Here is a 22,428-nt window from a genome sequence, read left to right as displayed (position 1 = left end):
TCGCCTTTCGGTGACTGAATGGCTGCTTCAGGTCGTTGCGGTTTTGGTTGCCGGACAGCAGGAGGGAGATTTCTCTGACGAGAATCTAATACGTTAGTATTAGATGTTATATTGTTTGTGGCACTTTGATGGCAATCTGTTGGCACAACCTCCCCGCCAGCCCTTGCTGCATGCGGGTTTGCGATGGCACTTTGATGGCAATCTGTTGGCACAACTTTTTGCTGATAATCGTCGTATTTTGTGACCAGAATCTTCGAAAATTTCTTGTTCGATTCCTTGCTGATCATCCCCAGTTTTTCGAACTTCAGCAGCAAGTATTTTATCCGGTTCGGGTCTATACCGGTTTCCTGTGCCAGGGTGTGACGCCCGGTGATGAACTCCCCTCGTCTGCACAGCAGCTCGCCAAATTCGGTAGATACCATTCCGGCAGAGTGGTTAGCAGAGAGGATGAAGTGTATCCACAGGTGAACAGCGTCAGAATCCGTCCTGTAGAAAGGCAGCTCCATTATTTTTCTGTGCAGCAAGGCAAACCCCTTACCGGTTGCCTCCGGTCTGTCAGCGGCCTGCTTATCAGGCCGTAATGGTGTTACGTTGGAATAAGCGAGGTTCATGCAGCCTCCTCGCCGTTAGTTGGAATGCCAGCGCGGTATTCAGCCAAAATGCGTTGAATTTCGTCAGCCGTGCCAGAAGCAAGAACGAGTGATTCAATAACCTCTTCGTTCACATACAGCGCATCCACCAGCAGCTCAACCAGACGCCGGGCTTTCTTCGCGCTGAATTGCGGCATGGCGGCAGATTTAGTGAGGCGGGACTTGCCTTCCGCCTTAGCCCTCGCCAGCCCTTCAGCAGCCACTGAGCCAGCTTTGGGCCCATGTTCGCGCGACAACGCAACGGCGGTTGTTGCAGCTACTTCGCCAGATTCAACCATCCCGATAAGCACATCACCGGAGGAAAGAAGCTGAAGATGCAGCTCTACATCCGCAACCGATCGCCCAAATGCTTTGGCTATTTCCGCTGGACTATGCCCCTGGCGTTTAGCGCGGTTGTATGCGCCAGCACGCTGCAGGGGCGTGATCGGCTTGCCCTGCGAGGATTTCGCCATATGCGCCAGCTTATCCAGTTCGGTACCGACGAAATCCTTACATTCAATACGCGGAATATCATGGCCCAAATCGATAGCCATTTTTGCACCGATAAAACGGTGCTGACCGTCAATGACCTTAATGCCCTTCTCGGTCACCTCAACAGAAAGCGGCGGCAGATCGGAGCCATCAATCCAGCAATCACGCATGTATTCGGCGTGCTCCTGATCGACCGGGCGAATGTTGCTGCCCTCTTCCAGATAAAGCTCACTAATCGGCACCATGAATGTTTTCTTAACGGTGGTGCCGGTTCCATTTTTCTCTTTTTGCTTGTACAGCTGGGAAAGCGTTGTCATAATTACCCCTGTGAATTGATCCAGTCTTTTCGCATCAGGCCTCGAAGCTGTTGACGCAGCTCGGGGCTTTTTCTTTTGTAAGAAGCCGCGCCACCTGTTTAGCCAAGCTCGCCAGTTCCTCGTCCTCTACACCCCATTCCAGAACAGCCAGAAGCATGCTCATTTTTGGGATGAAACTGTCCTTCCATCGCGTGATCTGCGATTCGTTTATACCCAACTCAGATGCCACGTTACGCTGCCCCCTCATCGCTATGCGGTTGAGGATATTGCTTGTAATTGCGTTGGCTTTCTTGCGGGTACTTGTGATTTCCATCTTGGATAATGTCCGTGTTGGTTAGTTAGTTACGTGCGAAGGCCGTAAGCCTTCACGTTGTTTTTCGGGGTGAAACACCCGCGGCCAGATTTTTTAAAGAGCGGTACTACTTAAGCAGCCTGAATATCACGCTTGCTGCTGGGGAATGGCTTAAGTTCCTCAGCAATCACCCGTCCATTTTCAAAGATGGTGACCGTGATATTTCTCCCTGATGAAAGGGCTTTACTGATGGCGCTTTGACGTACATTGAAAATCTCAGCAGCCTTCTCTTGCCCGTTCCGGGAGACGAATACTGACAACGACAGTTTTTCCATGATTGTCTCCTTAAAAACAAAACTTATTATCACCAATAGTAATGAAATAGTCAACACTAATGGTGATTGGTGATTATTCCTCACGGTTATAAAATGGCAGTATGAAAAAGAAACCCTTAACACCAGAGCAGATTGCTGATGCCAATCGGCTAAAAGCGATATTTGAAAACAAAAAGAAAGTTCTTGGCTTGTCTCAAGAGACGCTGGCTGAGCGGATGGGCATGGGACAAAGCGGCGTCGCGCAACTGCTGAATGGCTCAAATGCTATCGGTCCGGCTCATGCAGCCCGGCTAGCCAAAATACTTGGGGTTTCGGTAGAAGATTTCAGCCCTAGCATTGCGGCGGAAATTGCAGATATGTACGCTTCGTTGCAAGGTTCACCAGCTGCGAAGCCACAATACGAGTACCCACTCTTTGCGCATGTCCAGGCTGGACCTTTTGCTGAGGTCGGCAGCTACACGGCCAGCGACGCTAAGGCATGGGTGCCAACTACGAAGAAAGCCAGCGAGAAGGCATTCTGGCTTGAGGTTAAAGGTCACTCTATGACGGCGCCGCAGGGCGTGCGCCCGAGCTTCCCGGAAGGCATGCTGATTCTTGTCGATCCGGCTGTAACTGTTGCGCCTGGCGATTTCTGTGTGGCAGCGGCCAATGGCGATTCAGAGGCAACCTTCAAGAAATATGACCTTGATTCGGGCATAAGCTATCTGGTTCCGCTAAATCCGGCGTACAGGACGATCGACTGCGACCATAGCATCCGCATCATTGGCAAAGTGGTTAAGGCTCAGTGGCCGGAAGAGACATTTAGTTAAAAGAATCAACCTTTCCAGACCATTAGTGTGGCGGTTGAGACAAAAACGGGGCTTGTTTGGGTTACCGCTTCTAGAAGATATGGGTAGTAAAACTGATTTCAGGAGTATTAAAAGTGCAGATCTGCATGATGGATTATGGAAGACTTTCTCAAGATGGTAAGAGTCTAAAGTTAAACTGTTACGGGGTAGGCTCTTTTGACGTTCTGTCGGGTATTGAGCGCTTTATTAATAAGCCCAACTGTTCAGACATTGAGAAGGCTGCAATCCCACCCGGCACTTATTGGATTGTCGACAGGCCAACAGGCAGTTGGTTTAACCAGTTACGAGCAGAAGCGATTGATCTAGCTCACCTTTATAAAAATCACCATTCAGAATGGTTTGGCCTGTATAGTGCGGAAACAATGAGCGACTATGTTTTTGTAAACGGTGCTCGCCGCGGGAGCTTCCGATTGCATCCTCTCAATACCGATGGCTCCGGCGTATCATGGGGTTGCATTACATTCTACAGATCGTCTGATTTTCAAACTTTGAGGAAATCGCTGTTAAACCGTAAAAAAATCCGCGTTCCGGGTGGCAAAGGTCTTATGGCGTATGGTCGGATTGATGTCCGTGGAGTTCCGGACTTTTCTAAGTGTGAAGTAAGATGAAAATTATCATTTTTTTTATCGTTTTTGTCGCCGCAATGGTTTTTATCCCAAATAGCTTATTGAGCAGCTTAGTTGAGCATCACGTTCACATCAGTGGTGATGGCGAAGAGGCTATGGACAGCTTTGAGTTTACGGTCATTGCAGCTAAAGTTGCAGTCTCTACCGTGGCCGCTCTGGTAGCCTTATGGTTGTATCGAAAACGTAAAGCCTGAAGCTTATGCTCAGTGGCCGGAATAGACGTTTGGGTAAAATTGGGAGTGTAATGCCTTTGGATAAAATACTTTTCGCCTACCCGACCTTGCTTAGAGAAGGTATGCCCGCTAGCAGGATTTATACTCCTGAGCCATTAGTCACGGGTATAAAAGGTAATTCAATTCAGTCGTTTGTCGTTACGGCTGGACTGGCCCTTGAGACAAATAAATTTGTTGTTACGGAACTAGATATTCTTTTCGAAGGTAAAGGAATGGTTCTGGACAGCGGCGAGACCGGCAAAGTTGAACACCCAATCAGGAAGATTATAAAAAATCAGCAGGTCATTTACCTAAGTTCTATGTTTGTGAATCAAGTCGAGATAAGCAAAAGCGGGTGTTATGAAATCCACATAAGTGTTTATTTATTGAATAGCGAACATGAAAAGACAGAAACAATAGTTGATAAGCACTCTAGCTTTTTTTATGTCTTAACTGAGGAAGATGAATAGGATGGGTCAGCTTTATGACATGAGTAACAAGTCAGAGGTACTTGATCCAAGCAATCTCAAGCCCCATACTCCTTCCTATAGTGATGGTAATGGCGGGGGTGGCGATATGACAGAGCGTTTAGAGCGACTGGAAAAGAAAGTCGAAGCAATCGACTCTACATTGACACGCCTCAATGAGAGCATTATTCGCTTGGATTATAAAATTGATTTGCAGAGTACAAAGCTTACATCGGCTCTAGAGCTGCAATCAGCTAAATTAACAGCAGCTCTAGAGCTTCAGTCACAGAAGCTCAGTTCATCTCTTGAAAATCAGTCTCTTGCTTACGATGGGAAGTTAAAAGACCAAAGAATAGCTATAACAGCTTGGGTTTTAGGCCTGCCAAGTGTGCTTTACGGCTTGTATCGAATCATAGAACTATTCTCAACGCATAACCCAAGTTAGTCGCTTTAACAGAGCTAATAGCCCGCCCCGAGCGGGCTTTTTTATGTCCTTTTGGCGCTTTTCTGCATGCGATTGACGAAAATCAATACATGTCTGGCCAGAACGTCTATCATATAGACTACAAAAAACGATGAAAGCTACCACTTGCCCGCCCCTTGCGGGCTTTTTTGTGTCCCAAGACTGTTCTTAAAAGCGTTTGCATGCCTTTCACTGTGATCTGCTTCACAAACCATATGTGACAATACTTTAGAGTGACCTAAAAAGAGTTAGTGCTTCGATCATCTTGCCCGCCACCCGGCGGGCTTTTTTTTGGAAGTTTCTCAAGGTGCGATGAGTTAGGCCGATAACCTGATACCAGGGAAATCCAGCCCTTGGGCAAAAAAAGACTATAAAACAGCAAACACAGCCCGCTTCGTGCGGGCTTTTTTGTGCCTGTAACGCAGGTAACTCCTCTGAAATCATAAACTGTAAAAAATAAATTCCTTTTAAATTCATAAATATCAGCACCGCTCGTAATATTTTATCACCGTTAGTGTTGACTATAAAATTACTAATGGTGATACTAACTCCATCAGCAGGGCGCTGGCAGACACGAAACGGACTTACCGCTCTTTAACAATCAGGATTGAGGGTGATACACCCCACCAAAGTGCAGTTGGCTTTGGGATTGGATGAATGCGCAGGTTGATGCGCACCGGGATCGCAACGTAAGTCGCAGCGGCGCAGTGATAGATGGTATGCGCGGTTTCACTGCACAAGGTCTGGTTAGTGCCATCCAGAAAGCCGGAGATCAGCGCCGGCCATCCAATCACCTAAGCCAATTACAGGAGGCTCTATGCCACGCAATAAGCAAAAGAATCTGGCCCGCGCCGCAGCGCAACGGGCTGAGAAGCAACGCGACACGCAGTTAACTCGCAACGTCGCCGCAGCGTTATCTGGCTGCTCTGACCGCGTACTGAAAGCAGTGAGCGCTCCGAGCGTGCGCAGTAAGTGTGAGAGCACATCAATGTGCCTGCCTGAGGTTGCGAAGTATCAGGCAGGTTATCGCAATGTGCGCAGAGATGCAGTTCACATAATTAAATAGAAATGGGCAATTAAGACCGGATATCGATTCCTGACGTGAAAGCATCGGCTGAATACACTGATTGATTCTTACAATCAATCACCCCACCCATGCTTTTCGCAGTATCCCATCCATTTGAATAAAGCCGTATAACCGCATTTTTCTTAATGTCGCTTCGGCTTTCTGTAATGGCATTTAACTTAAACCACTTTGTAAAGTCTCCTTCTAAAAGCCCATTTTTATAGTCCAGGCAACCTACTTTCCATACTTCTCGACCTTCATTTTTAGCCTGATCTTCAGTCATCTGAGCATGGGCTACTGAATATGACAACGAAGAAATAACAAGTAGAGCAGAAGCGAATAACCTTTTCATTTTTCTTTCCATTTACATTGATAAGTAATTAATAATGACTAAATAATTTATGAAATTCCATCTTTTGCCCGCCAACGTGCGGGCTTTTTTTCGCCTGCAAATCACTGCTGGTTCACGAGCCGGCACTGATATGTAACCCACTAACTAAGGAAATCACCCATGCAAATCGCTATTGCAGGGGCGGCATGCGGTCGCCCTTTCCACGCTATCAACAGTATCCAGTTTCACCGTTCCAACATTCTGACAAGCGCGTCATTCACTCCACCGCCGCGTAAAAGCTGGCTGCAAAAATTATGGGAAATCCTCAAAGCGGAGGGTCGCCCATGAATGCCTACATTCAGCAGGATAGCCTGAAAGACCAGCAGGACGTAGCAGAACAGCATGAGGCGCAGCGCGTCTCCCGCATAGATGTTATTGCGGCAAGCCTTGCAAACCAGTACCCGGAAGACATTACCGACTTTGCTGCAATGCTGAGCCTGCCGGTTGAACTGCGCATGTTTCTGCGCGGGTCGCAGGCTCAGGACGAATACGCGGCTTTTGTTGATCGGCTGGCTCGCCTGCAGGCTGAAGAACACGACCAGCTGATTGAGATTGGCTTCATGGAGGAGCACTGATGGAGCCAGGTCTGTACCTTGATATCAGCAACGAGGATTATCACGCCGGAGCTGGCGTCAGTAAATCGCAGCTGGACGATATCCTGGTTAACCCGGCGATCTTCAGGTGGCGGCAGTGTGCGCCGGTCGATACCGAAAAACTGAAAGCCCTGGACATGGGTACCGCCCTGCACTGCCTGCTGCTGGAGCCGCAGGAATTCGATAAGCGCTTCATCGTGGCACCGGATTTTAACCGGCGCACCACGGCGGGCAAGGAAGAGGAAAAGCAGTTTCTCAAGGATTGTGAGCACAGCGGCATGACGGTCATGGACGCCGAGCAGGGCCGGAAATTAAAGCTGATGCGCGAAAGCGCGCTGTCGCACCCGGCGGCTCGCTGGCTGCTGGAGGCTGACGGCCACTGCGAGGCGTCGATTTACTGGAACGACGAGGCGACTGGCGAGCTGTGCCGGTTCAGGCCGGACAAATTCCTCAACGGGCAGCCGGTTGTTGTCGATGTGAAGAAGGTCGCGGATATGGATCGGTTCCCGCGTCACGTCGAAGAATTCCGCTACCACATGCAGGATGCCATGTACCGCGAGGGCTTTTACCGGCACTTCAACGAATACCCCATGTTTATCTTCATCGCCGTGAGCGAAACCATCGACTGTGGTCGCTACCCCACGCGCGTTTTCCAGCTTGCCGAAGAGGACACCGCCGCCGGATTTGAGCTGTTCCGCCGCAGCCTGGACACCTATCACGAATGCCGCACCACCGACAGTTGGGGTGGCATTGAAGAAATTACCCGCCCGGCCTGGGCGAAGAAAAAGGATAACTCATGAGCACCGAAATCATCCACGCCCCGGTTAACGAGGCTGACACCAAAGCAGCCATTTTCAGCCCGTCTGGCTTACAGAAGCTGCAGGCGTTCGCGTCGGTCATGGCTGAGGGCAAATCGACGGTTCCGGCACATCTGGCCGGAAAGCCTGCTGACTGTCTGGCCGTGGCGCTGCAAGCGGCGCAATGGGGAATGAACCCGTTCGCCGTAGCGCAGAAAACGCACCTGGTAAACGGCACGCTGGGCTATGAGGCGCAGCTGGTTAACGCCGTAGTCACCAGCTCTACAGCCGTTCAGGGCCGCTTCAAATATGAATACGGAGGCAACTGGGAGAACTTCCGACCCGGCCCGGCCAACGCAGCCAACGAGAAAGGTTTGTGTGTTCGTGTCGGTGCAGTGCTGCGCGGCGAAACTGAAATCACATGGGGCGAGCCGCTCTATATGGAGTTCGTTACCACCCGCAACTCCCCATTATGGAAAACGGCGCCAAAGCAGCAGTTGGCGTATCTGGCCGTGAAGTACTGGGCCCGCCTCTACTGCCCTGACGTTATCCTGGGCGTTTACACACCGGACGAGTTCGAGCAGAAAGAACGCGTTGAGCGCGACGTAACACCGGCTCGCACCCGGCAGGATTTGAACAACCTGATTAACCAGAAACCAGCCGATGCAGCACCGCAGGAAACCAGCCAAACGCCATCCCGGTCGCCGGAAGAACTTTTGAAAGACTTTACCGAAGCAGCCAGCAAGGCTGCCAGCGTTGAAGAGCTGAACAAATTCTACAAATACGCCGCCCGCGAGCTGGCCGCCGATACTGAAAAGCTCGACATGGCGACTGATGTTTACAGCATTCGCCGTGACGAACTAGCTGAATCTGCTCAATAACCATTCCCGGTCAGCGAGAATGATCCAATAAAGAGCAAGGAGAAAAGGGTCAAAGTGCTGGCATCTCTGGCAGACGCACTCGGGGTTACATCGCTGATAGTGCGGGACGAAACTACTTCTAGCTGCTAATATTTATACTGTAGTCAGAGGGATAGGGTTAAAGTTCTGAAGTAACTTGCCGATTTATTTTATTCCATCACTAAATTGGAGTATTAAATGCAACTCTTTATTGACAGCCCGTGGTCCCCTTTCATCTGCTTCATCACATTTCAAATAATTTTCTTTACTATAAAAACGCTTTACGGCTCTTACCTTACATCTAAAATAAATTTTATTTTTTCTCGCAAAGCAGCATCGCAGAAGGAGGCATACGACTCAAGGGTTAAAGCTGAACTACTTGCAGAATTATTAGGAGAATGGCAATCTTTTCCCGACGAAACTGCTAAAATAAGGTCTTTAAGTTACAAGGCATTTTTATGGCTTCCAAGTTCTGTAGCAGAGGAGCTGTCAAAGTTACTTAGTGGAAAGCCTGACAGGAAGTCAGTACGAGAAGTGTTAGTTTTAGGCAGGCAACATATCCTGAACAACACTGACCCTTTGCCGCCTCATCTTATAATTGATTTTGAATTAGGAGAGGAAGAGAAAGCCAGACAAGCTGACTATGCTCTCAAAAAAGTTAAGCAAACATTAGAGACTCAAGGATAAAAAGTTAATATCGTAAGTAAGTAATTACTGTTAAATCTAAACCACCCAAGCGGTGGTTTTTTACGCCCAAATCTCAGTCGCTAACGCTTTTGCTCTAAAAGGAGCCATGAAATGTTCCATTAACACGGCGACCCAATTGCACCTGATGTCACCGCTCTGAGCTTTACTCGGCGACGCAATACTGTGTTTAGAATTAGGAGTGGAGGGAAATCCACGGGTAATTTATTAATCATAATAGCTAGAATCATTTAATAAATCTGACATCGAGTAAAGATGAACGCGAAAATTACCTTCCAATTCATTAAATTTATTATTTAACTTATTATACATTTCCAACATGTCAATTGATGGATTATCAACCACAAAAGCCACATGAATAATAACACCTTTTTGCCCTGATTTATAAGCCTCACTCAATAGAACATTAGCCTTACGCATTATTGAATGCACCACTGAAACTTTCATATACTTCGTTCTAATATATTTTACCTCTACCGCGTGAAGAGTATTTCCGTCTAAAGCCATAGCATCAAAAGTAATATCTTTACTAAATTCTGAAACTAATTTCATGTCCTTGCTAAATTTCAGACCTAAACTAGTAGAGATTTTATTTATAGATAGCTTTTCAGCCAATTCAATATTCTTAACCATGGCGAAGTAATCTGAACCAAACTCACTATTAGCAGGTTCTTTTGATTTTTTAAGTGGCTCAGTTTCGCTTAATTCCTTTTCAGGATTTTTTAAATCCTTTCCATAATTAGGCTCACCTATTTCTGCAACTTCTGCAACTTCATCAAGAAGTTTCTCTTGCTTTTCAGAAGGTGACAGCGGTTTTAAAGATCTTAGAAAATTATCTTCGTTTTTATAATCTGATGGAGCATAAAGGACTTTATGATTAAAATTCAGCGTCACAAAGAACAAAAAAATCAAAATAAAAGGAAAGAGCATTAAAAACCAAATATAAATTATTTGATTACCTACTTCCACAAAAGGAAGGACACATGTCCCACTTATTTCTGCAATGGCGGCAAAAATAGCAATAACAGTCAACGGATTTTTTATATGTCCAATTTTATCTATCAAAATAAAGCCCTATTCACACTAACGGAGCATTAATAATATTATAAGCATCTTACCATTTAACAATATGATAAATATTTTACTATATTTTTTACAAACGATTAATATCATAACACAGTCATGAAGAATTTTATAAGATCAAAATAAATTTTTGTAGGCGCTCCATACGAAACCAAAGGGCCGGGAAGAGAAGCAGCGGAGAGTTGCTTACTGGACGCGCCGACTGAAAACGCTCTGCGGTCAGTCGCCCGAAATTGCCGAGCCTAGATAGTTAAAACCACCACCGGTAAGCCCCGATCAGAGCACGACCGCATCACCACACTTCTGTTAGACAGATATACCAAAAAGATTACCGCGCTGCCGCCTGGTAAATTCCGTCCGAGGGATTGGCTGGTCTACTTCGTGCGCGTGGTGGATAAGGAGATGAAATGAGAGGAATCAATGAATGAGCTGGCTCTTTTCGCAGGCGCTGGCGGAGGAATACTCGGCGGAAACCTCCTTGGCTGGCGAACAGTTTGCGCAGTTGAACGTGATGCCTACGCAGCACAAGTTCTGTCGCAACGACAAAACGATAGAATTCTCCGACCTTTCCCGATTTGGTCTGACGTATGCAGTTTTGACGGAAAGCCATGGAGGGGAATTGTTGACGTCGTTTCTGGAGGATTTCCCTGTCAGGACATATCAGCAGCAGGAAACGGCGCCGGAATTGAGGGAGCGCGATCTGGCTTGTGGAAGCAAATGGCAAGAATCATCAGTGAGGTTCGACCCGCATACGTACTCCTGGAAAACTCACCTTTGCTTGTGGGAAGAGGACTTGCCATGGTCATCGGTGACTTTACCGCGATGGGGTTTGATGCGGAATGGTGTTGTATTTCAGCATCTGAATGCGGAGCGCCCCATAACCGCGACCGTATCTGGCTTGTTGCCTACCCCGAGGGCCAGCATGGGGAGCCACGGGATAGCATGGTGCAGAGCGAGAATCGGAGAGCATCGGCACAACCTGGAGGATTACCTGGCCTGGCAGCACCTGCAGGATGGAGGGGAGGAAACCCCTGGCCTGAATGCCAACCCCGATTATGTCGAGTGGCTGATGATATGGCCTTCGGGGTGGACAGACTTAAAGCCCTTGGAAATGGACAAGTTCCGCGAGTGGCAGCAACTGCATTCTCAATTCTGAAGTAATCACCCTCTCCCACATCATCGCAACCAAAGAGGCAGTATGGAAAATGTTATCCTTCTCACCCCTAATAAGTGGGTGTCAGAAGCCGTCCTGATGCAGATCACCGGCTTGAAAAAGAACACGATTAAAACCGCACGCGAGAGCACCTGGATGGAGGGTCGTGAGTATCGACACATCTCTCCAGACGGGCAACCGCGTGATAACAGCGCATGCTTTTACAATCGTGAAGAGATTGATCGCTGGATTGAAAGACAACCCGCTGCCATTCCTCGCAAAAAATCTGCTTAAATAGCCTCCCGTTCAACATAAAGGAAGCGTCATGACAAAGTATCCGACTGGCGTAGAGTGCCACGGCGGCAGCCTGCGCCTGTGGTTTATCTACAAAGGAAAGCGATTCAGAGAAAACTTGGGGGTGCCAGACACCCCCAAAAACAGAAAGCGGGCCGGAGAGCTTCGATCTGCGGTCTGCTATTCGATCAAAACAGGCAGCTTTAACTATGCCGAGCAGTTTCCCGAATCGCCCAACCTTATAAAGTTTGGTGGCGCCCGAATTGATGTCAGTCTGGGAGAGATGGTGAATAAATGGCTCTCCCTGAAATCAATGGAACTGACCAAAAACGCCCTTAACCGCTATACGTCTTATATGAATGTATGCTGCCAGATAATGGGATTTGATACTAACCTGCGCACTATTACGAATGAAAGCTTACTCGCCTACAGAAAGGAATTGCTGACAGGTTTTCAGTTTCTGGGAAAGTACCAAAAGAATCGTAGCGCAAAGAAGGGGCGAACTGTACCAACAGTTAACGCATATATGGCATGCTTGGGGGGCATGATGAAGTTTGCTCATGATAACCGGTATATCGATATCAACCCTATGGGATCAATATCGCCGCTCAAAAAAGCCAGAGCCTGTCCTGATCCGCTTACCAGAGAAGAATTTCAGCGGATAATGGCTGTTTCTCCTTGCGAGCAGATAACCAACCTATGGGAGCTGGCTGTTTATACTGGCATGAGGCACGGAGAGATTTGCGCCCTGGCCTGGGAAGACATCGACACAGAGAAATGGACTATCAGGGTCACGCGAAATATGGCTGTCAGCAACCATTTTACTCCGCCAAAAACAGAATCAGGCGTAAGGGAAATACTGCTAACGCAGCCAGCAATCGCTGCCCTGAAAAAACAGATGCCTTTAACTCGCATGAGCCGTCAGCATTTAGTAAAAGTTCACCTTAGGGAAAAGGACAAAGCGAGAGAGGATTTCTGCACCTTTGTTTTTTCTCCGCGAATTTCGTCGCGGAATGGCCAGGGCGGAGAATGGTATTCGCCCGGCTCTATAAACGGAGCATGGAACAGGATGTTACGAAAAGCTGGCGTTCGCCATCGCAAGGCCTATGAGTCTCGACACACCTATGCCTGCTGGTCACTCGGCGCCGGTGCAAACCCTAACTTCATTGCCCAGCAGATGGGTCACGCTTCGTCACAGATGATTTACAACGTTTACGGGAAATGGATGAGCGAAAACAGCGTGGATCAGATTGGTCTTTTAAACGCCAGATTTACCAGCTATGCCCCATCTATGCCCCAGAGCAACGCCAGCTAGTTAAAAAGACCTTTCAAATCAAACTACTTGCCGTACCAGCGCGGCTTATTGATGATGTGATCTTCCCAGTCCTGAACTTCGCTTTCCCGCACGGCGATATGGCGCACAGAAATACGCGCCGCATGCATTGCCGCTTTGTTGCCGCTGCGCAGCGGATGCCACACGGGCAGGTTTTTGCCCTCCGCCAGCACGCGATAGGCACAGCTGGGCGGCAGCCAGGAAAAGGTTGGCAGATTATCGCGCGTCAGTTTGATGCAGTCTTCTTCCAGATCGAAGCGACGTTCGTAATTGCTGCACTGGCAGGTTTTGATGTTTAGCTGGTTGCAGGCAACGTTGGTGAAATAAATTTCGTCCGTATCCGCATCCTGCAATTTGTTCAGACAGCACTGGCCGCAGCCATCGCACAGGGATTCCCATTCCTCGTCGCTCATTTGTTCCAGCTTCTTTTGCTGCCAGAAAGGGGTCTCGCTCATTTTGCCGTCCTGTTTGATTAAAAGCCCGCACCTTATAAACAGTTCGGGCCCGAGTTGCAAGTCTTACAGTACTCTTGTGGCTACGCCGCGCCCGCCCAGCGAGACTTCCAGCGTGTCGCCAGAAAACATTGGCCCAACGCCTTCCGGCGTGCCGGTCAGGATAATGTCGCCCGCGCGCAGGGTAAAAAACCGGCTCATATAGGCAATTAACGGCAGAATTTTATGGATCATATCTTCTGTAGATCCCTGCTGGCGCACTTCGCCATTAACCACCAGCTTCAGCTCAATATTCTGCGGATCGGCGCCCAGCTCGCTGGCCGGAATAAAGCCGGAAACCGGACAGGAATTATCAAAGCCTTTGGCTTTTTCCCACGGCTGCCCCGCTTTTTTACAGCCTGCCTGAACGTCGCGCAGCGTCAGATCCAGCGCAACGCCATAACCTGCGATCGCCTTAGCCACATGCTCTTCCGTGGCGTGTTTCAGCGTGGCACCGATTAATACCGCCAGTTCGACCTCATGATGCACCGCACCCAGATCTTTCGGGATCGACAGCGGCTGGCGCAGATCGCACAGCGCCGTTTCCGGCTTGATAAAGAGTACAGGTTCTGCCGGTGTCGCGCTGCCCATTTCTTTGATGTGTTTAGCGTAGTTACTGCCTACGCAAACGACTTTGCTCACCGGATAGTCTAATAAAGCGCCCTGCCAGTTATGATGCTGGTACATATCCTTCCCCTGCTTGTCTGAGTGGTCAGCGGACCACATCCTGTTGAGAGATAGCGTCTGCCATCATGCCGATACTGATGGCGAAATAATATGAGCGGTTCCAGTGCATGATGACACGAAAGTTGTCGTAAACCATAAAAGCCCGGCCAGCCGCATCATCGGGCAAAATAATCCAGGCACGCTGAGCATTATCCGGCAGCGCGGCATCGCTATTAAAGCGTACGCCCAGTTTCTGCCACTCGCCTGCCGTTTTCGCCTGGCTGTTTTTCAGCCCGGCCTGCGTTTTAACGAAATCCACCGGCAGGATAACTTCCTGGCCCCAGCGCTGCCCGGTTTTCCAGCCTTCCGTCGCCAGATAGTTCGCCGTTGAAGCGAACACATCGTCAATATTGTTCCAGATATCGATCTGCCCGTCGCCATCGCCGTCCGCGCCGTAGCGCAGGAAAGAAGAAGGCATAAACTGGTTCTGTCCCATCGCGCCGGCCCACGACCCTTTCATCTGCGCCGCGCTGATATGCTGCTGCTGGATAATACGCAGGGCAGCCATCAGCTCTTTGGTAAAGAAAGCCTCGCGGCGTCCCTCAAAGGCCAGCGTCGCCAGCGCTGAGACGACTTCTTCCCTGCCCTGAATTTTGCCGAAGCTGCTCTCCATCGCCCACAGCGAGACGATATATTCCGGCTCTACGCCGTAGCGCTGGCTGACCACCTGAAGCTGCGGCTGGTAGCGCTGATAGTTTTCTCGCGCCTGCTGCTTTTTCCATTCCGGCAATACGCGCGTCAGGTAATCATCCAGGGTGATTTTTTTCTCAAGCTGGTTGCGGTCTGAGGAGATGGCGCGGTCGACAAAATGGATGTTGTTGAAAGCAGTTTCAATCGTGGTCGCGTCTATACCCTGCTGGCGAGCCTGGGCTTTCAGCTCCTCGATATAAGAGGGAAATTCTGCGGGATCGCGTCCGGTCGTGGCCAGGGTAGTTGGCTGGCCGCCGGGGCTGGCGACCGCTTTTTTCTCCAGCGCTTTGCCGTGCGGGCTGGCGCAGCCGACCATTAATAAGGAAAGAATAAGCGTGGTGGAGAAAGATAGCTTCATAAAAGCGCCCTTTTGGATTGCTTCCCGCCGCAAATATATCCGGCGGGAAGAAAAAGGTGGGAAATAGTTTGCAGATGATTCCTAATTAATCTTTTTTACCGTTTTCCAGATGCATCTTAAGCAGGCTCTCCAGCGGCGGCGGCATCTGTAAATAATACCCCTGCTCAAGCAGCGCCGCTTTCACTTTATCCTGGTCCGCATTGGCCAGACGTTTACTGCCATCCAGCGGCAGTACCATCGCCAGCTGGGGTTTGCCAAATCCCTTAAGCAGTTCTTCAGGCACGCGTGAAAAATCGTCTTTTTTTTCAACATAAAGATAAGTCTGGTCACGTTTGGGGCTTCTGTAGATCACACAAAACATATTTTTTACTCGAATTAACCTGGTCGGTGGCTTGCCTGAATATAGCAGTAACTATAACATGCTTGCTGAACTTCGGAATATCGTCCCGGCGCGATTAACTGTCACTGAGACGGGGATATTTTCACCGGGATTTGAAATAACAGGACTGAGCGGGACAGATGTCACAAACGCCAATCGAGTTAAAGGGCAGCAGTTTTACTCTGTCTGTTGTTCACTTACACCACCATGACGCAGAAGTGGTGCGCCAGGCGCTTCAGGATAAAGTTAGTCAGGCTCCCGCTTTCCTGAAAGATGCGCCAGTCGTGCTGAACGTTTCTGCGTTGACCAGCGATGTCAACTGGCGGCAGATGCAGCAGGCCATCGCCTCTACCGGCCTGCATATCGTCGGCGTCAGTGGCTGTAAGGATGCGTCGCTTAAGCGCGTGATCGGCCAGGCCGGTCTGCCTTTGTTGTCGGAAGGCAAGCAAAAACCTGCGGCAGAAGTCCCTGAACCGGCCAAACCTGTAGAGGTCCCGGCGGCCAGAACGCGCGTGATCAACACGCCCGTACGTTCCGGCCAGCAAATTTACGCTAAAAATAGCGATCTGATCGTGACCAGCAGCGTCAGCGCGGGCGCCGAACTGATCGCCGATGGCAATATTCATATCTATGGCATGATGCGCGGCCGGGCCCTTGCCGGTGCTGGTGGCGATCGCGACTGCCAGATTTTTTGTACGAATTTATCAGCAGAGCTGGTTTCCATTGCCGGTGAGTACTGGATTATGGACCAAATCCCTGCTGAATTTTTTGGAAAAGCGTCGCGTCTTTGTTTAAAAGACGGCGCCCTGACTATACAGACACTGAACTGAGCCAGGCTCACGAGCCCTTTCTTTTCTTAAGGAAATTATTATATGGCACGCATTATTGTTGTTACATCGGGTAAAGGAGGCGTGGGCAAAACCACGTCCAGCGCGGCCATCGCTACCGGTTTAGCCCAGAAAGGTAAAAAAACCGTCGTGATCGATTTCGATATCGGTCTGCGTAATCTCGATCTGATCATGGGCTGTGAGCGCCGGGTAGTCTACGATTTTGTCAACGTCATCCAGGGTGACGCCACGCTTAATCAGGCATTGATTAAAGATAAGCGTACCGAAAACCTTTATATCCTGCCCGCCTCGCAGACGCGCGATAAAGACGCCCTGACCCGCGACGGCGTGGAAAAAGTACTGAATGACCTGACCGCAATGGATTTTGATTTTGTGGTTTGCGACTCGCCAGCGGGTATCGAAACCGGCGCGCTGATGGCGCTCTATTTCGCGGATGAAGCCATTATTACCACCAACCCGGAAGTCTCATCCGTCCGCGACTCCGACCGTATTCTTGGCATTCTTTCTTCAAAATCCCGCCGCGCGGAAAACGGCCAGGATCCGATTAAAGAGCATCTGCTGCTGACCCGCTACAATCCAGGACGCGTCAGCCGCGGCGATATGCTGAGCATGGAAGACGTGCTGGAGATCCTGCGTATTCCGCTGGCGGGCGTTATCCCGGAAGATCAGTCCGTGCTGCGCGCCTCTAACCAGGGCGAGCCTGTGATTCTGGATACGGAATCCGACGCAGGTAAAGCCTATGCCGATACCGTCGATCGCCTGCTGGGCGAAGAGCGTCCCTTCCGCTTCATTGAAGAAGAGAAGAAGGGCTTCCTGAAACGCCTGTTTGGGGGATAAAACATGGCCTTACTCGATTTCTTTTTATCCCGTAAAAAAAGCACAGCCAATATAGCCAAGGAACGGCTGCAGATTATTGTGGCGGAGCGCAGGAGGGGCGATGTTGAGCCCCACTATTTGCCGCAGCTGAAAAAAGATCTTCTGGAAGTTATCTGTAAGTACGTGAAGATAGATCCGGAAATGCTTAGCGTGAAGCTGGATCAGAAAGATGACGATATCTCTATCCTGGAGCTGAACGTGACGCTGCCCGAGGCAGAAGAAACCACGAAATGACCCTTCACTCAGCCTGATTTCCCCTGCGAGCAGGGGAAACGGGCCGCGTCGTTTAGTACTCCGCCAGCAGTGCCGTGATATTTTCGCGCAGCAGCTGACCGCGCCAGCCGTCAAGCAGCTCTGGCGTAGCCGTCGGCCTGAGCTTCCAGTGCCAGTTTAGCAGCTGATTAATCTGCCGCCGCGAGGCCAGCAGTTCCTGACTGACGCCGTTTTTCTCTGCCACCTCGGCCATCAACGCTTTCAGCGCCTTGAACACTTTCTTATAGGCAGGCCGATCGATAAGATTCGCCAGCGGTTCCGGCAGCTCGCTTTCGGGCAGCTCGTTGGCCTGCGCTACCATCGCCACCAGCGCCTTGCCGTGAAAACGGATCTCCTGTCCGGCCAGTCCAAGGTGATCCAGCTCGCCCAGTGAACCCGGCATAAAGCGCGCGACTTTCCATAAGTTTTCTTCACGCACCACAAAATTTACCGCCATGTCCTTTTCCCGCGCCAGTTCCAGGCGCCATGCAGCCATCAGGCGCAGCGCGGCAAGCTGGCGAGGACGTAGCTGCCATGCATTGGCGATATCTCGATATGCTTCTTCCGGCGCGACCACGGCCCGACGGCGCTGACACAGTAGAGCGCATTCGTTTAGCGCGGCCTCCAGTCTGCCCGCCGCTTCGGCTTCCGCCATCAGCTTCTGCGCGATGGGGAGCAGATACCAGACGTCGGCAGCGGCGTAATGGCACTGCTTTTCCGTGAGTGGCCGGGCCAGCCAGTCCGTACGGGATTCGCTTTTGTCCAGCGCGATACCGGTGAAAGCTTCCACAATGGTCGCAAAGCCGCAGGACAGCGGCCTGCCGGTAAAAGCGGCCAGGATTTGCGTATCGATCATCGGCTCGGGCAGCACGCCGTATTCATGCAGGAAGACTTCCAGGTCTTCACTACCGGCATGCAGATATTTGATGACGTTTTTATCAAGCAGCAGGTCGCGAAACGGCGCCCATTCGCTGACAGGCAGCGGGTCGATCAGCGATACCCGCTCGCCGTCAAACAGCTGAATCAGACCAAGACCGGGATAATAGGTGCGGGTGCGGACAAATTCGGTGTCCAGCGCCACGGCGGGAACCTGACGGGCGGCCTGGCAAACGTCGGCCAGCGCCTCGTTAGTAGTTATCATGTTGTAATTCAATGTGTTCCTCTCGCTGCGGCTGATGGTGCCTCAGTGTGGTTCATTAAAAACGCCGGCTAAACCGGCGTTAAGGTTGATGACAAAGTATGCAGGTGCCGGCTCAGGAGGGCCTGTGTCTTCCGCAAAGACGCAAAAAACACCATCCATGATAGCTCAGTACGGGCCGTCCATGGCCCGTAATGCTTTGCTCCAGCCACAGGCCCTCCATCGCTTTAGGTTTGTCAGCGGTCTGAACGCCGGCTAAACCGGCGTTAAGGTTAACGCTAATGCGACAAGCAATTATTGCGCGGTTTTCGGCGCTTCGTCACGCAGCTGGCGGCGTAAAATTTTACCGACGTTGGTTTTCGGCAGCTCGTCGCGAAATTCTACAATCTTTGGAATTTTATACCCGGTAAGGTGTTTCTTACAGTGGGCGATTAATTCTTCCTGCGTCAGCGAAGCCTCTTTTTTTACCACGCAGATTTTGACTTTTTCGCCCGCGACCGGATCGGGCACGCCCACCGCTGCGGCTTCACGCACTTTGGGATGCAGCATGACCACGTCTTCTATTTCATTCGGGTAGACGTTAAAACCGGATACCAGAATCATATCTTTTTTACGATCGACGATGCGAATAAAACCTTCCGCATCAACGGTAACTATATCGCCGCTGTGCAGCCAGCCCTCTTTCAGCACCTCTGCCGTGGCCTCTGGCTGCTTCCAGTAACCCGGCATGACCTGTGGGCCTTTGATACAGAGTTCGCCTGGTTCGCCCGGGGCTACGTCATTGCCTTCACCGTCCAGGATGCGAATGTCGGTGGACGGTACCGGCAGACCAATACTGCCGCTGTGGTAGCGAATATCGTAGGGATTAACCGAAACCAGCGGCGCGCATTCGGTCAGGCCATAGCCTTCCAGCAGATAATGGCCGGTCAGCTTTTCCCAGCGCTCCGCTACGGCTTTCTGCACGGCCATACCGCCACCAGCCGAGAGTGAAAGGCTCGAAAAATCAAGCTGCTGGAAATTTTCATCGTTAAGCAAAGCGTTAAACAGCGTATTAACGCCGGTAATGGCAGTGAAGCGAGTTTTCGCCAGCTCTTTAACCAGGCCTGGAATGTCACGGGGATTGGTAATTAGCAGGTTCGCGCCGCCCAGATCGATAAATAACAGGCAGTTCACGGTCAGCGCGAAGATATGGTAAAGCGGTAAAGCAGTGACAACAGTTTCTTCGCCCGCTTTCAGCAGGGAACCGTAGGTAGCCTTAGTCTGCTCCAGATTAGCCTGCATATTGCGATGGGTTAGCATAGCGCCCTTCGCCACGCCTGTGGTGCCGCCAGTGTATTGCAGAAATGCCAGATCTTCGTTACGGATCGCTGGCCTGACATACTGCATCCTGTAGCCATCGTGCAGCGCGCGACGGAATGAGATAGCGCCAGGCAGATGGTATTTCGGCACCAGGCGCTTGATATAGCGCACCACAAAGTTTACCAGGGTGCCTTTAGCTGGCGAAAGCTGGTCGCCCAGCCGGGTCAGGATGACGTGTTTTAGCTGCGTTTTCGCCACCACTTTTTCCAGGGTGTGGGCAAAGTTGGAGACGATGACAATAGCACTGGCGCCGCTGTCATTGAGCTGATGCTCGAGCTCGCGTGGCGTATATAGCGGATTGACGTTCACCACTATCATTCCGGCGCGCAAAATACCAAACAAGGCTATCGGATATTGCAATAAATTAGGCATCATTAATGCCACACGGTCGCCTTTTTTTAATCCAAGCCCCGCCTGAAGATAAGCAGCAAAGGCGCGGCTGCGCTCTTCGAGCTTACGGTAGGTCATAGTCTGGCCCATATTAATAAAGGCGGGCCTGTCGGCGTAGAGCCGGGCGGCATTTTCGAACAGATCGATCAGGGATGGGTAGCGATCGGCATCGATCTCTGCGGGCACGTCTGCGGGATAGCGATTCAGCCAAACCTTGTTCAAGGAAACACCTCGGTAACTTATATTTGTGGTCATCGCACCCCCTCAGCGGCCTGTTGTTAACATTATATTAACTCAGCGTACCAGTTCGCCGGATAGCGCCGTTTTAAGGTTGCGAAGCCTGTCACTAATTTCTTCTCGTCCTGAGAAAGCAAAAAATAACCCGACGGCGAAAACCGCCGTCGGGCCTGATACTGTCAGCGTTAACGCTATTCGGTCAGGATGGTCTGGACTTCCGCCGGCCCCGGATTATAGAACATCATGCCCGGTGGTGGCCCCCAGTAGCCTCCGCGATGGCGGCCACGCGGCGGGCCATACCAGATCCAGGGATCCATTGGCGGCTGTGGCGACACTACCTGCTGGGTAAGGTGCCAGCGCTGATAGCCCGTAACGGCTACGGTGACAAACTGATATGAAGCCTTACCGATTTCGCCTTTTTCCGTCCCCTTGATGGTGCCGACTACCGTCACCATCTGGTTGTTCAGATCCACAGGATCGACAAAGCCATTGATATCGGCATAAATGCGCCCGATTGAAGGGCTGCCCAGCACGGGTCGCGCTGTGTCATCCAGACGCATAGCGGCGATCTCCAGCCGCGTCGATCCAGTTTGGTTGGTGACTTTTACCACTTTACCGCCGAAGCGCGACTCCTGCCCGACATAAAGCTGCGGCGCGTTAAGCACGCGAACCAGATCCTGCTGCGGCGTGGGCGATGTGCCCCTGACGGAATCCGGTACTGTGGCGCAGCCCGCCAACAGCAGAGCGGCCAGTAACAAGCTTCCTGACCGCAATAACAATTTTTTACGCATAACACTCTCCCAGGATACTAATAGCTTCGACTCCTTTCGGGCCGTTTAGTTGCTGAGCATGCTCTTGTTTCGGTAATTTTCCCGGCAGCTTAAACGCCTTTGGCGATTTTATCGCCCGGCTTCCTTCAGGGCCATTTAATTATGGCGTTTACTCTCTTCCCGGCAACTTTTTCCACGTGACTTCGTTGCGCAGATAGGTTGGCTCAGCCTCTTCCGGCGCTACGGTATGGCCTGCGGTGAACTGAGCCGCCGCCAGCGGGATCATATCCTCGGCGCAGGGCAACAGGACTTCAGTATGTTGTAACGAAAGCGCACTGTCCGCGCTTAGCTGCGGGTGAGCCTGCCAGCCCGTGCCGACCATCGCCCACTCCCCTTCCAGACGCGCCATGCGGCTTAGCGCCGCCTCCGGTTTCAGTACCGCTTCCGTTTCGTCACCCTGCCAGATGCCGTGCTCGTCGAGCTGATACTCAGCCCAGTAGACTTCGCCCATGCGCGCATCTATCGCGGCCAGCACACGTTTTGCGCCCTGCAGCCGCCAGGCGCTTTGCGCCATGATTTTCAGTGTTGAGACGCCGATCAACGGCAGCGCCGCGCCCAGTGCCAGCCCCTGCGCGATGCCAATGCCGATACGCACGCCGGTGAAGCTGCCCGGCCCTTTACCGAAGGCCAGCGCATCCAGTTCGCTCAGGGTCAACGCCTGCTGCTGAAGCTGTTCCTGCACCAGCGGCAGAATACGTTGCGTATGTTCGCGGGCGCACAGTTCAAAATGCGCCGTCATCTTGCCATTATTCAGCAACGCGACCGAACAGGCCTCGGTGGCCGTATCAATAGCTAAAATTCGCATGGTTCTACTTACCTCGGGCGGGAGAAAAATTCGGCGCGCAGCATAGCATACTGC

At 50.9% G+C, this 22,428-nt stretch carries 29 protein-coding genes and 1 pseudogene; 15 read left to right on the top strand and 15 right to left on the bottom strand.

Translation table 11 applies throughout. From position 1 onward, the window contains the following. The 4 genes and pseudogenes from ACETPC_RS01040 to ACETPC_RS01025 form a co-directional block, all read right to left on the bottom strand. Window positions 1–611, bottom strand: a pseudogene (locus ACETPC_RS01040) (DNA replication protein); the annotation flags it as partial. Further along, window positions 608–1,438: a ParB/RepB/Spo0J family partition protein gene (locus ACETPC_RS01035; RefSeq protein ID WP_380177780.1), complete on the bottom strand. Its 831-nt coding sequence runs from the start codon at window positions 1,436–1,438 to the stop codon at window positions 608–610. The gene ACETPC_RS01035 and the pseudogene ACETPC_RS01040, both read right to left, overlap by 4 nt. 34 nt (window positions 1,439–1,472) lie before the next feature. Then, window positions 1,473–1,751, bottom strand: coding sequence for a lambda phage CII family protein (locus ACETPC_RS01030; protein ID WP_380177778.1), 279 nt, complete (start codon window positions 1,749–1,751; stop codon window positions 1,473–1,475). Window positions 1,752–1,861: 110 nt separating this feature from the next. Beyond that, window positions 1,862–2,065: a Cro/CI family transcriptional regulator gene (locus tag ACETPC_RS01025; RefSeq protein ID WP_380177776.1), complete on the bottom strand. Its 204-nt coding sequence runs from the start codon at window positions 2,063–2,065 to the stop codon at window positions 1,862–1,864. 101 nt (window positions 2,066–2,166) lie between these two features. Between ACETPC_RS01025 and ACETPC_RS01020 the strand changes: the two genes are divergently transcribed. From ACETPC_RS01020 to ACETPC_RS01000, 5 genes are all read left to right on the top strand, one after another. After that, the gene (locus ACETPC_RS01020; protein WP_380177774.1) at window positions 2,167–2,874 is read left to right on the top strand and encodes a LexA family protein; all 708 of its coding nucleotides are present in this window, start codon (window positions 2,167–2,169) and stop codon (window positions 2,872–2,874) included. Between the two features lie 113 nt (window positions 2,875–2,987). Continuing rightward, entirely contained in the window at window positions 2,988–3,521 is a 534-nt protein-coding gene (locus ACETPC_RS01015; RefSeq protein WP_380177772.1) for a DUF2778 domain-containing protein, read from the top strand. Beyond that, entirely contained in the window at window positions 3,518–3,733 is a 216-nt protein-coding gene (locus ACETPC_RS01010; RefSeq protein WP_380177770.1) for a hypothetical protein, read from the top strand. Before ACETPC_RS01015 ends, ACETPC_RS01010 begins: the two co-directional genes overlap by 4 nt. 29 nt (window positions 3,734–3,762) lie before the next feature. Continuing rightward, entirely contained in the window at window positions 3,763–4,221 is a 459-nt protein-coding gene (locus ACETPC_RS01005; protein ID WP_380177768.1) for a hypothetical protein, read from the top strand. Between the two features lies 1 nt (window position 4,222). Continuing rightward, entirely contained in the window at window positions 4,223–4,663 is a 441-nt protein-coding gene (locus tag ACETPC_RS01000) for a hypothetical protein (protein ID WP_380177766.1), read from the top strand. Between the two features lie 602 nt (window positions 4,664–5,265). Here ACETPC_RS01000 and ACETPC_RS00995 read toward each other — a convergent pair. Continuing rightward, window positions 5,266–5,475: a hypothetical protein gene (locus ACETPC_RS00995; protein ID WP_380177764.1), complete on the bottom strand. Its 210-nt coding sequence runs from the start codon at window positions 5,473–5,475 to the stop codon at window positions 5,266–5,268. Between the two features lie 282 nt (window positions 5,476–5,757). Then, window positions 5,758–6,099, bottom strand: a complete 342-nt coding sequence (locus ACETPC_RS00990) for a hypothetical protein (protein ID WP_380177762.1) — start codon at window positions 6,097–6,099, stop codon at window positions 5,758–5,760. A 323-nt stretch (window positions 6,100–6,422) separates the two neighbouring features. Between ACETPC_RS00990 and gamL the strand changes: the two genes are divergently transcribed. From gamL to ACETPC_RS00970, 4 genes are all read left to right on the top strand, one after another. After that, window positions 6,423–6,713, top strand: a complete 291-nt coding sequence (gene gamL / locus ACETPC_RS00985; protein ID WP_380177759.1) for a host nuclease inhibitor GamL — start codon at window positions 6,423–6,425, stop codon at window positions 6,711–6,713. Continuing rightward, window positions 6,713–7,531, top strand: coding sequence for a PD-(D/E)XK nuclease-like domain-containing protein (locus tag ACETPC_RS00980; protein WP_380177757.1), 819 nt, complete (start codon window positions 6,713–6,715; stop codon window positions 7,529–7,531). The genes gamL and ACETPC_RS00980 overlap by 1 nt, the downstream gene beginning before the upstream one ends. Next, on the top strand, window positions 7,528–8,409 hold the full coding sequence (locus tag ACETPC_RS00975) for a RecT family recombinase (protein WP_380177755.1): 882 nt from the start codon (window positions 7,528–7,530) through the stop codon (window positions 8,407–8,409). Before ACETPC_RS00980 ends, ACETPC_RS00975 begins: the two co-directional genes overlap by 4 nt. Window positions 8,410–8,625: 216 nt before the next feature. Next, window positions 8,626–9,114, top strand: coding sequence for a hypothetical protein (locus ACETPC_RS00970; RefSeq protein ID WP_380177754.1), 489 nt, complete (start codon window positions 8,626–8,628; stop codon window positions 9,112–9,114). A 225-nt stretch (window positions 9,115–9,339) separates the two neighbouring features. Here ACETPC_RS00970 and ACETPC_RS00965 read toward each other — a convergent pair whose 3' ends face one another. Then, window positions 9,340–10,197, bottom strand: coding sequence for a hypothetical protein (locus ACETPC_RS00965; protein WP_380177752.1), 858 nt, complete (start codon window positions 10,195–10,197; stop codon window positions 9,340–9,342). Between the two features lie 438 nt (window positions 10,198–10,635). On the opposite strand from ACETPC_RS00965, the gene ACETPC_RS00960 reads away from it, so the two are divergent. Genes ACETPC_RS00960 through ACETPC_RS00950 form a run of 3 tightly spaced genes read left to right on the top strand, consistent with a single transcriptional unit; the run spans window position 10,636 to window position 12,977 of the window. Continuing rightward, window positions 10,636–11,376 carry a DNA cytosine methyltransferase gene (locus tag ACETPC_RS00960; RefSeq protein ID WP_380177751.1) on the top strand — a complete coding sequence of 247 codons (741 nt, stop codon included), beginning with the start codon at window positions 10,636–10,638 and terminating at the stop codon, window positions 11,374–11,376. A gap of 37 nt (window positions 11,377–11,413) precedes the next feature. Further along, window positions 11,414–11,662 carry an excisionase family protein gene (locus ACETPC_RS00955; protein ID WP_380177749.1) on the top strand — a complete coding sequence of 83 codons (249 nt, stop codon included), beginning with the start codon at window positions 11,414–11,416 and terminating at the stop codon, window positions 11,660–11,662. 31 nt (window positions 11,663–11,693) lie between these two features. Beyond that, a complete protein-coding gene (locus ACETPC_RS00950) occupies window positions 11,694–12,977 on the top strand; it encodes an Arm DNA-binding domain-containing protein (protein WP_380177747.1) in 1,284 nt (427 codons plus the stop codon). Window positions 12,978–13,000: 23 nt separating this feature from the next. Here ACETPC_RS00950 and ACETPC_RS00945 read toward each other — a convergent pair whose 3' ends face one another. The 4 genes from ACETPC_RS00945 to ACETPC_RS00930 all read right to left on the bottom strand — a co-directional run bounded on the left by ACETPC_RS00945 (window position 13,001) and on the right by ACETPC_RS00930 (window position 15,621). Beyond that, entirely contained in the window at window positions 13,001–13,450 is a 450-nt protein-coding gene (locus tag ACETPC_RS00945; RefSeq protein WP_380177745.1) for a YcgN family cysteine cluster protein, read from the bottom strand. 63 nt (window positions 13,451–13,513) lie between these two features. Continuing rightward, entirely contained in the window at window positions 13,514–14,173 is a 660-nt protein-coding gene (locus tag ACETPC_RS00940; protein WP_380177743.1) for a fumarylacetoacetate hydrolase family protein, read from the bottom strand. Window positions 14,174–14,198: 25 nt separating this feature from the next. Beyond that, on the bottom strand, window positions 14,199–15,260 hold the full coding sequence (locus ACETPC_RS00935) for a lytic transglycosylase domain-containing protein (protein ID WP_380177741.1): 1,062 nt from the start codon (window positions 15,258–15,260) through the stop codon (window positions 14,199–14,201). 85 nt (window positions 15,261–15,345) lie between these two features. After that, window positions 15,346–15,621, bottom strand: coding sequence for a YcgL domain-containing protein (locus ACETPC_RS00930; protein ID WP_380177739.1), 276 nt, complete (start codon window positions 15,619–15,621; stop codon window positions 15,346–15,348). Window positions 15,622–15,779: 158 nt separating this feature from the next. On the opposite strand from ACETPC_RS00930, the gene minC reads away from it, so the two are divergent. The 3 genes from minC to minE are packed head-to-tail and all read left to right on the top strand — an operon-like array spanning window position 15,780 to window position 17,597. Further along, entirely contained in the window at window positions 15,780–16,469 is a 690-nt protein-coding gene (gene minC, locus ACETPC_RS00925) for a septum site-determining protein MinC (RefSeq protein ID WP_380177737.1), read from the top strand. A gap of 42 nt (window positions 16,470–16,511) precedes the next feature. Beyond that, window positions 16,512–17,324, top strand: a complete 813-nt coding sequence (gene minD / locus ACETPC_RS00920) for a septum site-determining protein MinD (protein ID WP_380177736.1) — start codon at window positions 16,512–16,514, stop codon at window positions 17,322–17,324. Window positions 17,325–17,327: 3 nt separating this feature from the next. After that, the gene (minE, locus tag ACETPC_RS00915) at window positions 17,328–17,597 is read left to right on the top strand and encodes a cell division topological specificity factor MinE (protein WP_380177734.1); all 270 of its coding nucleotides are present in this window, start codon (window positions 17,328–17,330) and stop codon (window positions 17,595–17,597) included. Window positions 17,598–17,649: 52 nt separating this feature from the next. Here minE and rnd read toward each other — a convergent pair whose 3' ends face one another. From rnd to tsaB, 4 genes are all read right to left on the bottom strand, one after another. Further along, window positions 17,650–18,756, bottom strand: a complete 1,107-nt coding sequence (gene rnd / locus ACETPC_RS00910) for a ribonuclease D (RefSeq protein ID WP_380177733.1) — start codon at window positions 18,754–18,756, stop codon at window positions 17,650–17,652. 291 nt (window positions 18,757–19,047) lie between these two features. After that, complete coding sequence (gene fadD, locus ACETPC_RS00905; protein WP_380177731.1) at window positions 19,048–20,724, bottom strand: long-chain-fatty-acid--CoA ligase FadD; 1,677 nt, start codon at window positions 20,722–20,724, stop codon at window positions 19,048–19,050. Window positions 20,725–20,930: 206 nt separating this feature from the next. Continuing rightward, entirely contained in the window at window positions 20,931–21,530 is a 600-nt protein-coding gene (locus tag ACETPC_RS00900) for a Slp family lipoprotein (protein ID WP_380177729.1), read from the bottom strand. Between the two features lie 148 nt (window positions 21,531–21,678). Beyond that, a complete protein-coding gene (tsaB, locus tag ACETPC_RS00895) occupies window positions 21,679–22,374 on the bottom strand; it encodes a tRNA (adenosine(37)-N6)-threonylcarbamoyltransferase complex dimerization subunit type 1 TsaB (RefSeq protein WP_380177727.1) in 696 nt (231 codons plus the stop codon). Between the last annotated feature and the right edge of the window lie 54 nt (window positions 22,375–22,428).

It is taken from the genome of Pantoea sp. sgz302252 (genome assembly GCF_042610525.1).
Classification (GTDB): domain Bacteria; phylum Pseudomonadota; class Gammaproteobacteria; order Enterobacterales; family Enterobacteriaceae; genus Erwinia.
This window is presented reverse-complemented; position numbering and strand designations above follow the sequence as displayed.

Bases quoted from the DNA above. Each gene is read 5' to 3' on its own strand.
- ACETPC_RS01035 (WP_380177780.1), bottom strand. From the start codon at position 1,438: ATGACAACGCTTTCCCAGCTGTACAAGCAAAAAGAGAAAAATGGAACC.
- ACETPC_RS01030 (WP_380177778.1), bottom strand. From the start codon at position 1,751: ATGGAAATCACAAGTACCCGCAAGAAAGCCAACGCAATTACAAGCAAT.
- ACETPC_RS01025 (WP_380177776.1), bottom strand. From the start codon at position 2,065: ATGGAAAAACTGTCGTTGTCAGTATTCGTCTCCCGGAACGGGCAAGAG.
- ACETPC_RS01020 (WP_380177774.1), top strand. From the start codon at position 2,167: ATGAAAAAGAAACCCTTAACACCAGAGCAGATTGCTGATGCCAATCGG.
- ACETPC_RS01010 (WP_380177770.1), top strand. From the start codon at position 3,518: ATGAAAATTATCATTTTTTTTATCGTTTTTGTCGCCGCAATGGTTTTT.
- ACETPC_RS01000 (WP_380177766.1), top strand. From the start codon at position 4,223: ATGGGTCAGCTTTATGACATGAGTAACAAGTCAGAGGTACTTGATCCA.
- ACETPC_RS00990 (WP_380177762.1), bottom strand. From the start codon at position 6,099: ATGAAAAGGTTATTCGCTTCTGCTCTACTTGTTATTTCTTCGTTGTCA.
- gamL (WP_380177759.1), top strand. From the start codon at position 6,423: ATGAATGCCTACATTCAGCAGGATAGCCTGAAAGACCAGCAGGACGTA.
- ACETPC_RS00980 (WP_380177757.1), top strand. From the start codon at position 6,713: ATGGAGCCAGGTCTGTACCTTGATATCAGCAACGAGGATTATCACGCC.
- ACETPC_RS00975 (WP_380177755.1), top strand. From the start codon at position 7,528: ATGAGCACCGAAATCATCCACGCCCCGGTTAACGAGGCTGACACCAAA.
- ACETPC_RS00970 (WP_380177754.1), top strand. From the start codon at position 8,626: ATGCAACTCTTTATTGACAGCCCGTGGTCCCCTTTCATCTGCTTCATC.
- ACETPC_RS00960 (WP_380177751.1), top strand. From the start codon at position 10,636: ATGAATGAGCTGGCTCTTTTCGCAGGCGCTGGCGGAGGAATACTCGGC.
- ACETPC_RS00955 (WP_380177749.1), top strand. From the start codon at position 11,414: ATGGAAAATGTTATCCTTCTCACCCCTAATAAGTGGGTGTCAGAAGCC.
- ACETPC_RS00950 (WP_380177747.1), top strand. From the start codon at position 11,694: ATGACAAAGTATCCGACTGGCGTAGAGTGCCACGGCGGCAGCCTGCGC.
- ACETPC_RS00945 (WP_380177745.1), bottom strand. From the start codon at position 13,450: ATGAGCGAGACCCCTTTCTGGCAGCAAAAGAAGCTGGAACAAATGAGC.
- ACETPC_RS00940 (WP_380177743.1), bottom strand. From the start codon at position 14,173: ATGTACCAGCATCATAACTGGCAGGGCGCTTTATTAGACTATCCGGTG.
- ACETPC_RS00935 (WP_380177741.1), bottom strand. From the start codon at position 15,260: ATGAAGCTATCTTTCTCCACCACGCTTATTCTTTCCTTATTAATGGTC.
- ACETPC_RS00930 (WP_380177739.1), bottom strand. From the start codon at position 15,621: ATGTTTTGTGTGATCTACAGAAGCCCCAAACGTGACCAGACTTATCTT.
- minC (WP_380177737.1), top strand. From the start codon at position 15,780: ATGTCACAAACGCCAATCGAGTTAAAGGGCAGCAGTTTTACTCTGTCT.
- minD (WP_380177736.1), top strand. From the start codon at position 16,512: ATGGCACGCATTATTGTTGTTACATCGGGTAAAGGAGGCGTGGGCAAA.
- minE (WP_380177734.1), top strand. From the start codon at position 17,328: ATGGCCTTACTCGATTTCTTTTTATCCCGTAAAAAAAGCACAGCCAAT.
- rnd (WP_380177733.1), bottom strand. From the start codon at position 18,756: ATGATAACTACTAACGAGGCGCTGGCCGACGTTTGCCAGGCCGCCCGT.
- ACETPC_RS00900 (WP_380177729.1), bottom strand. From the start codon at position 21,530: ATGCGTAAAAAATTGTTATTGCGGTCAGGAAGCTTGTTACTGGCCGCT.
- tsaB (WP_380177727.1), bottom strand. From the start codon at position 22,374: ATGCGAATTTTAGCTATTGATACGGCCACCGAGGCCTGTTCGGTCGCG.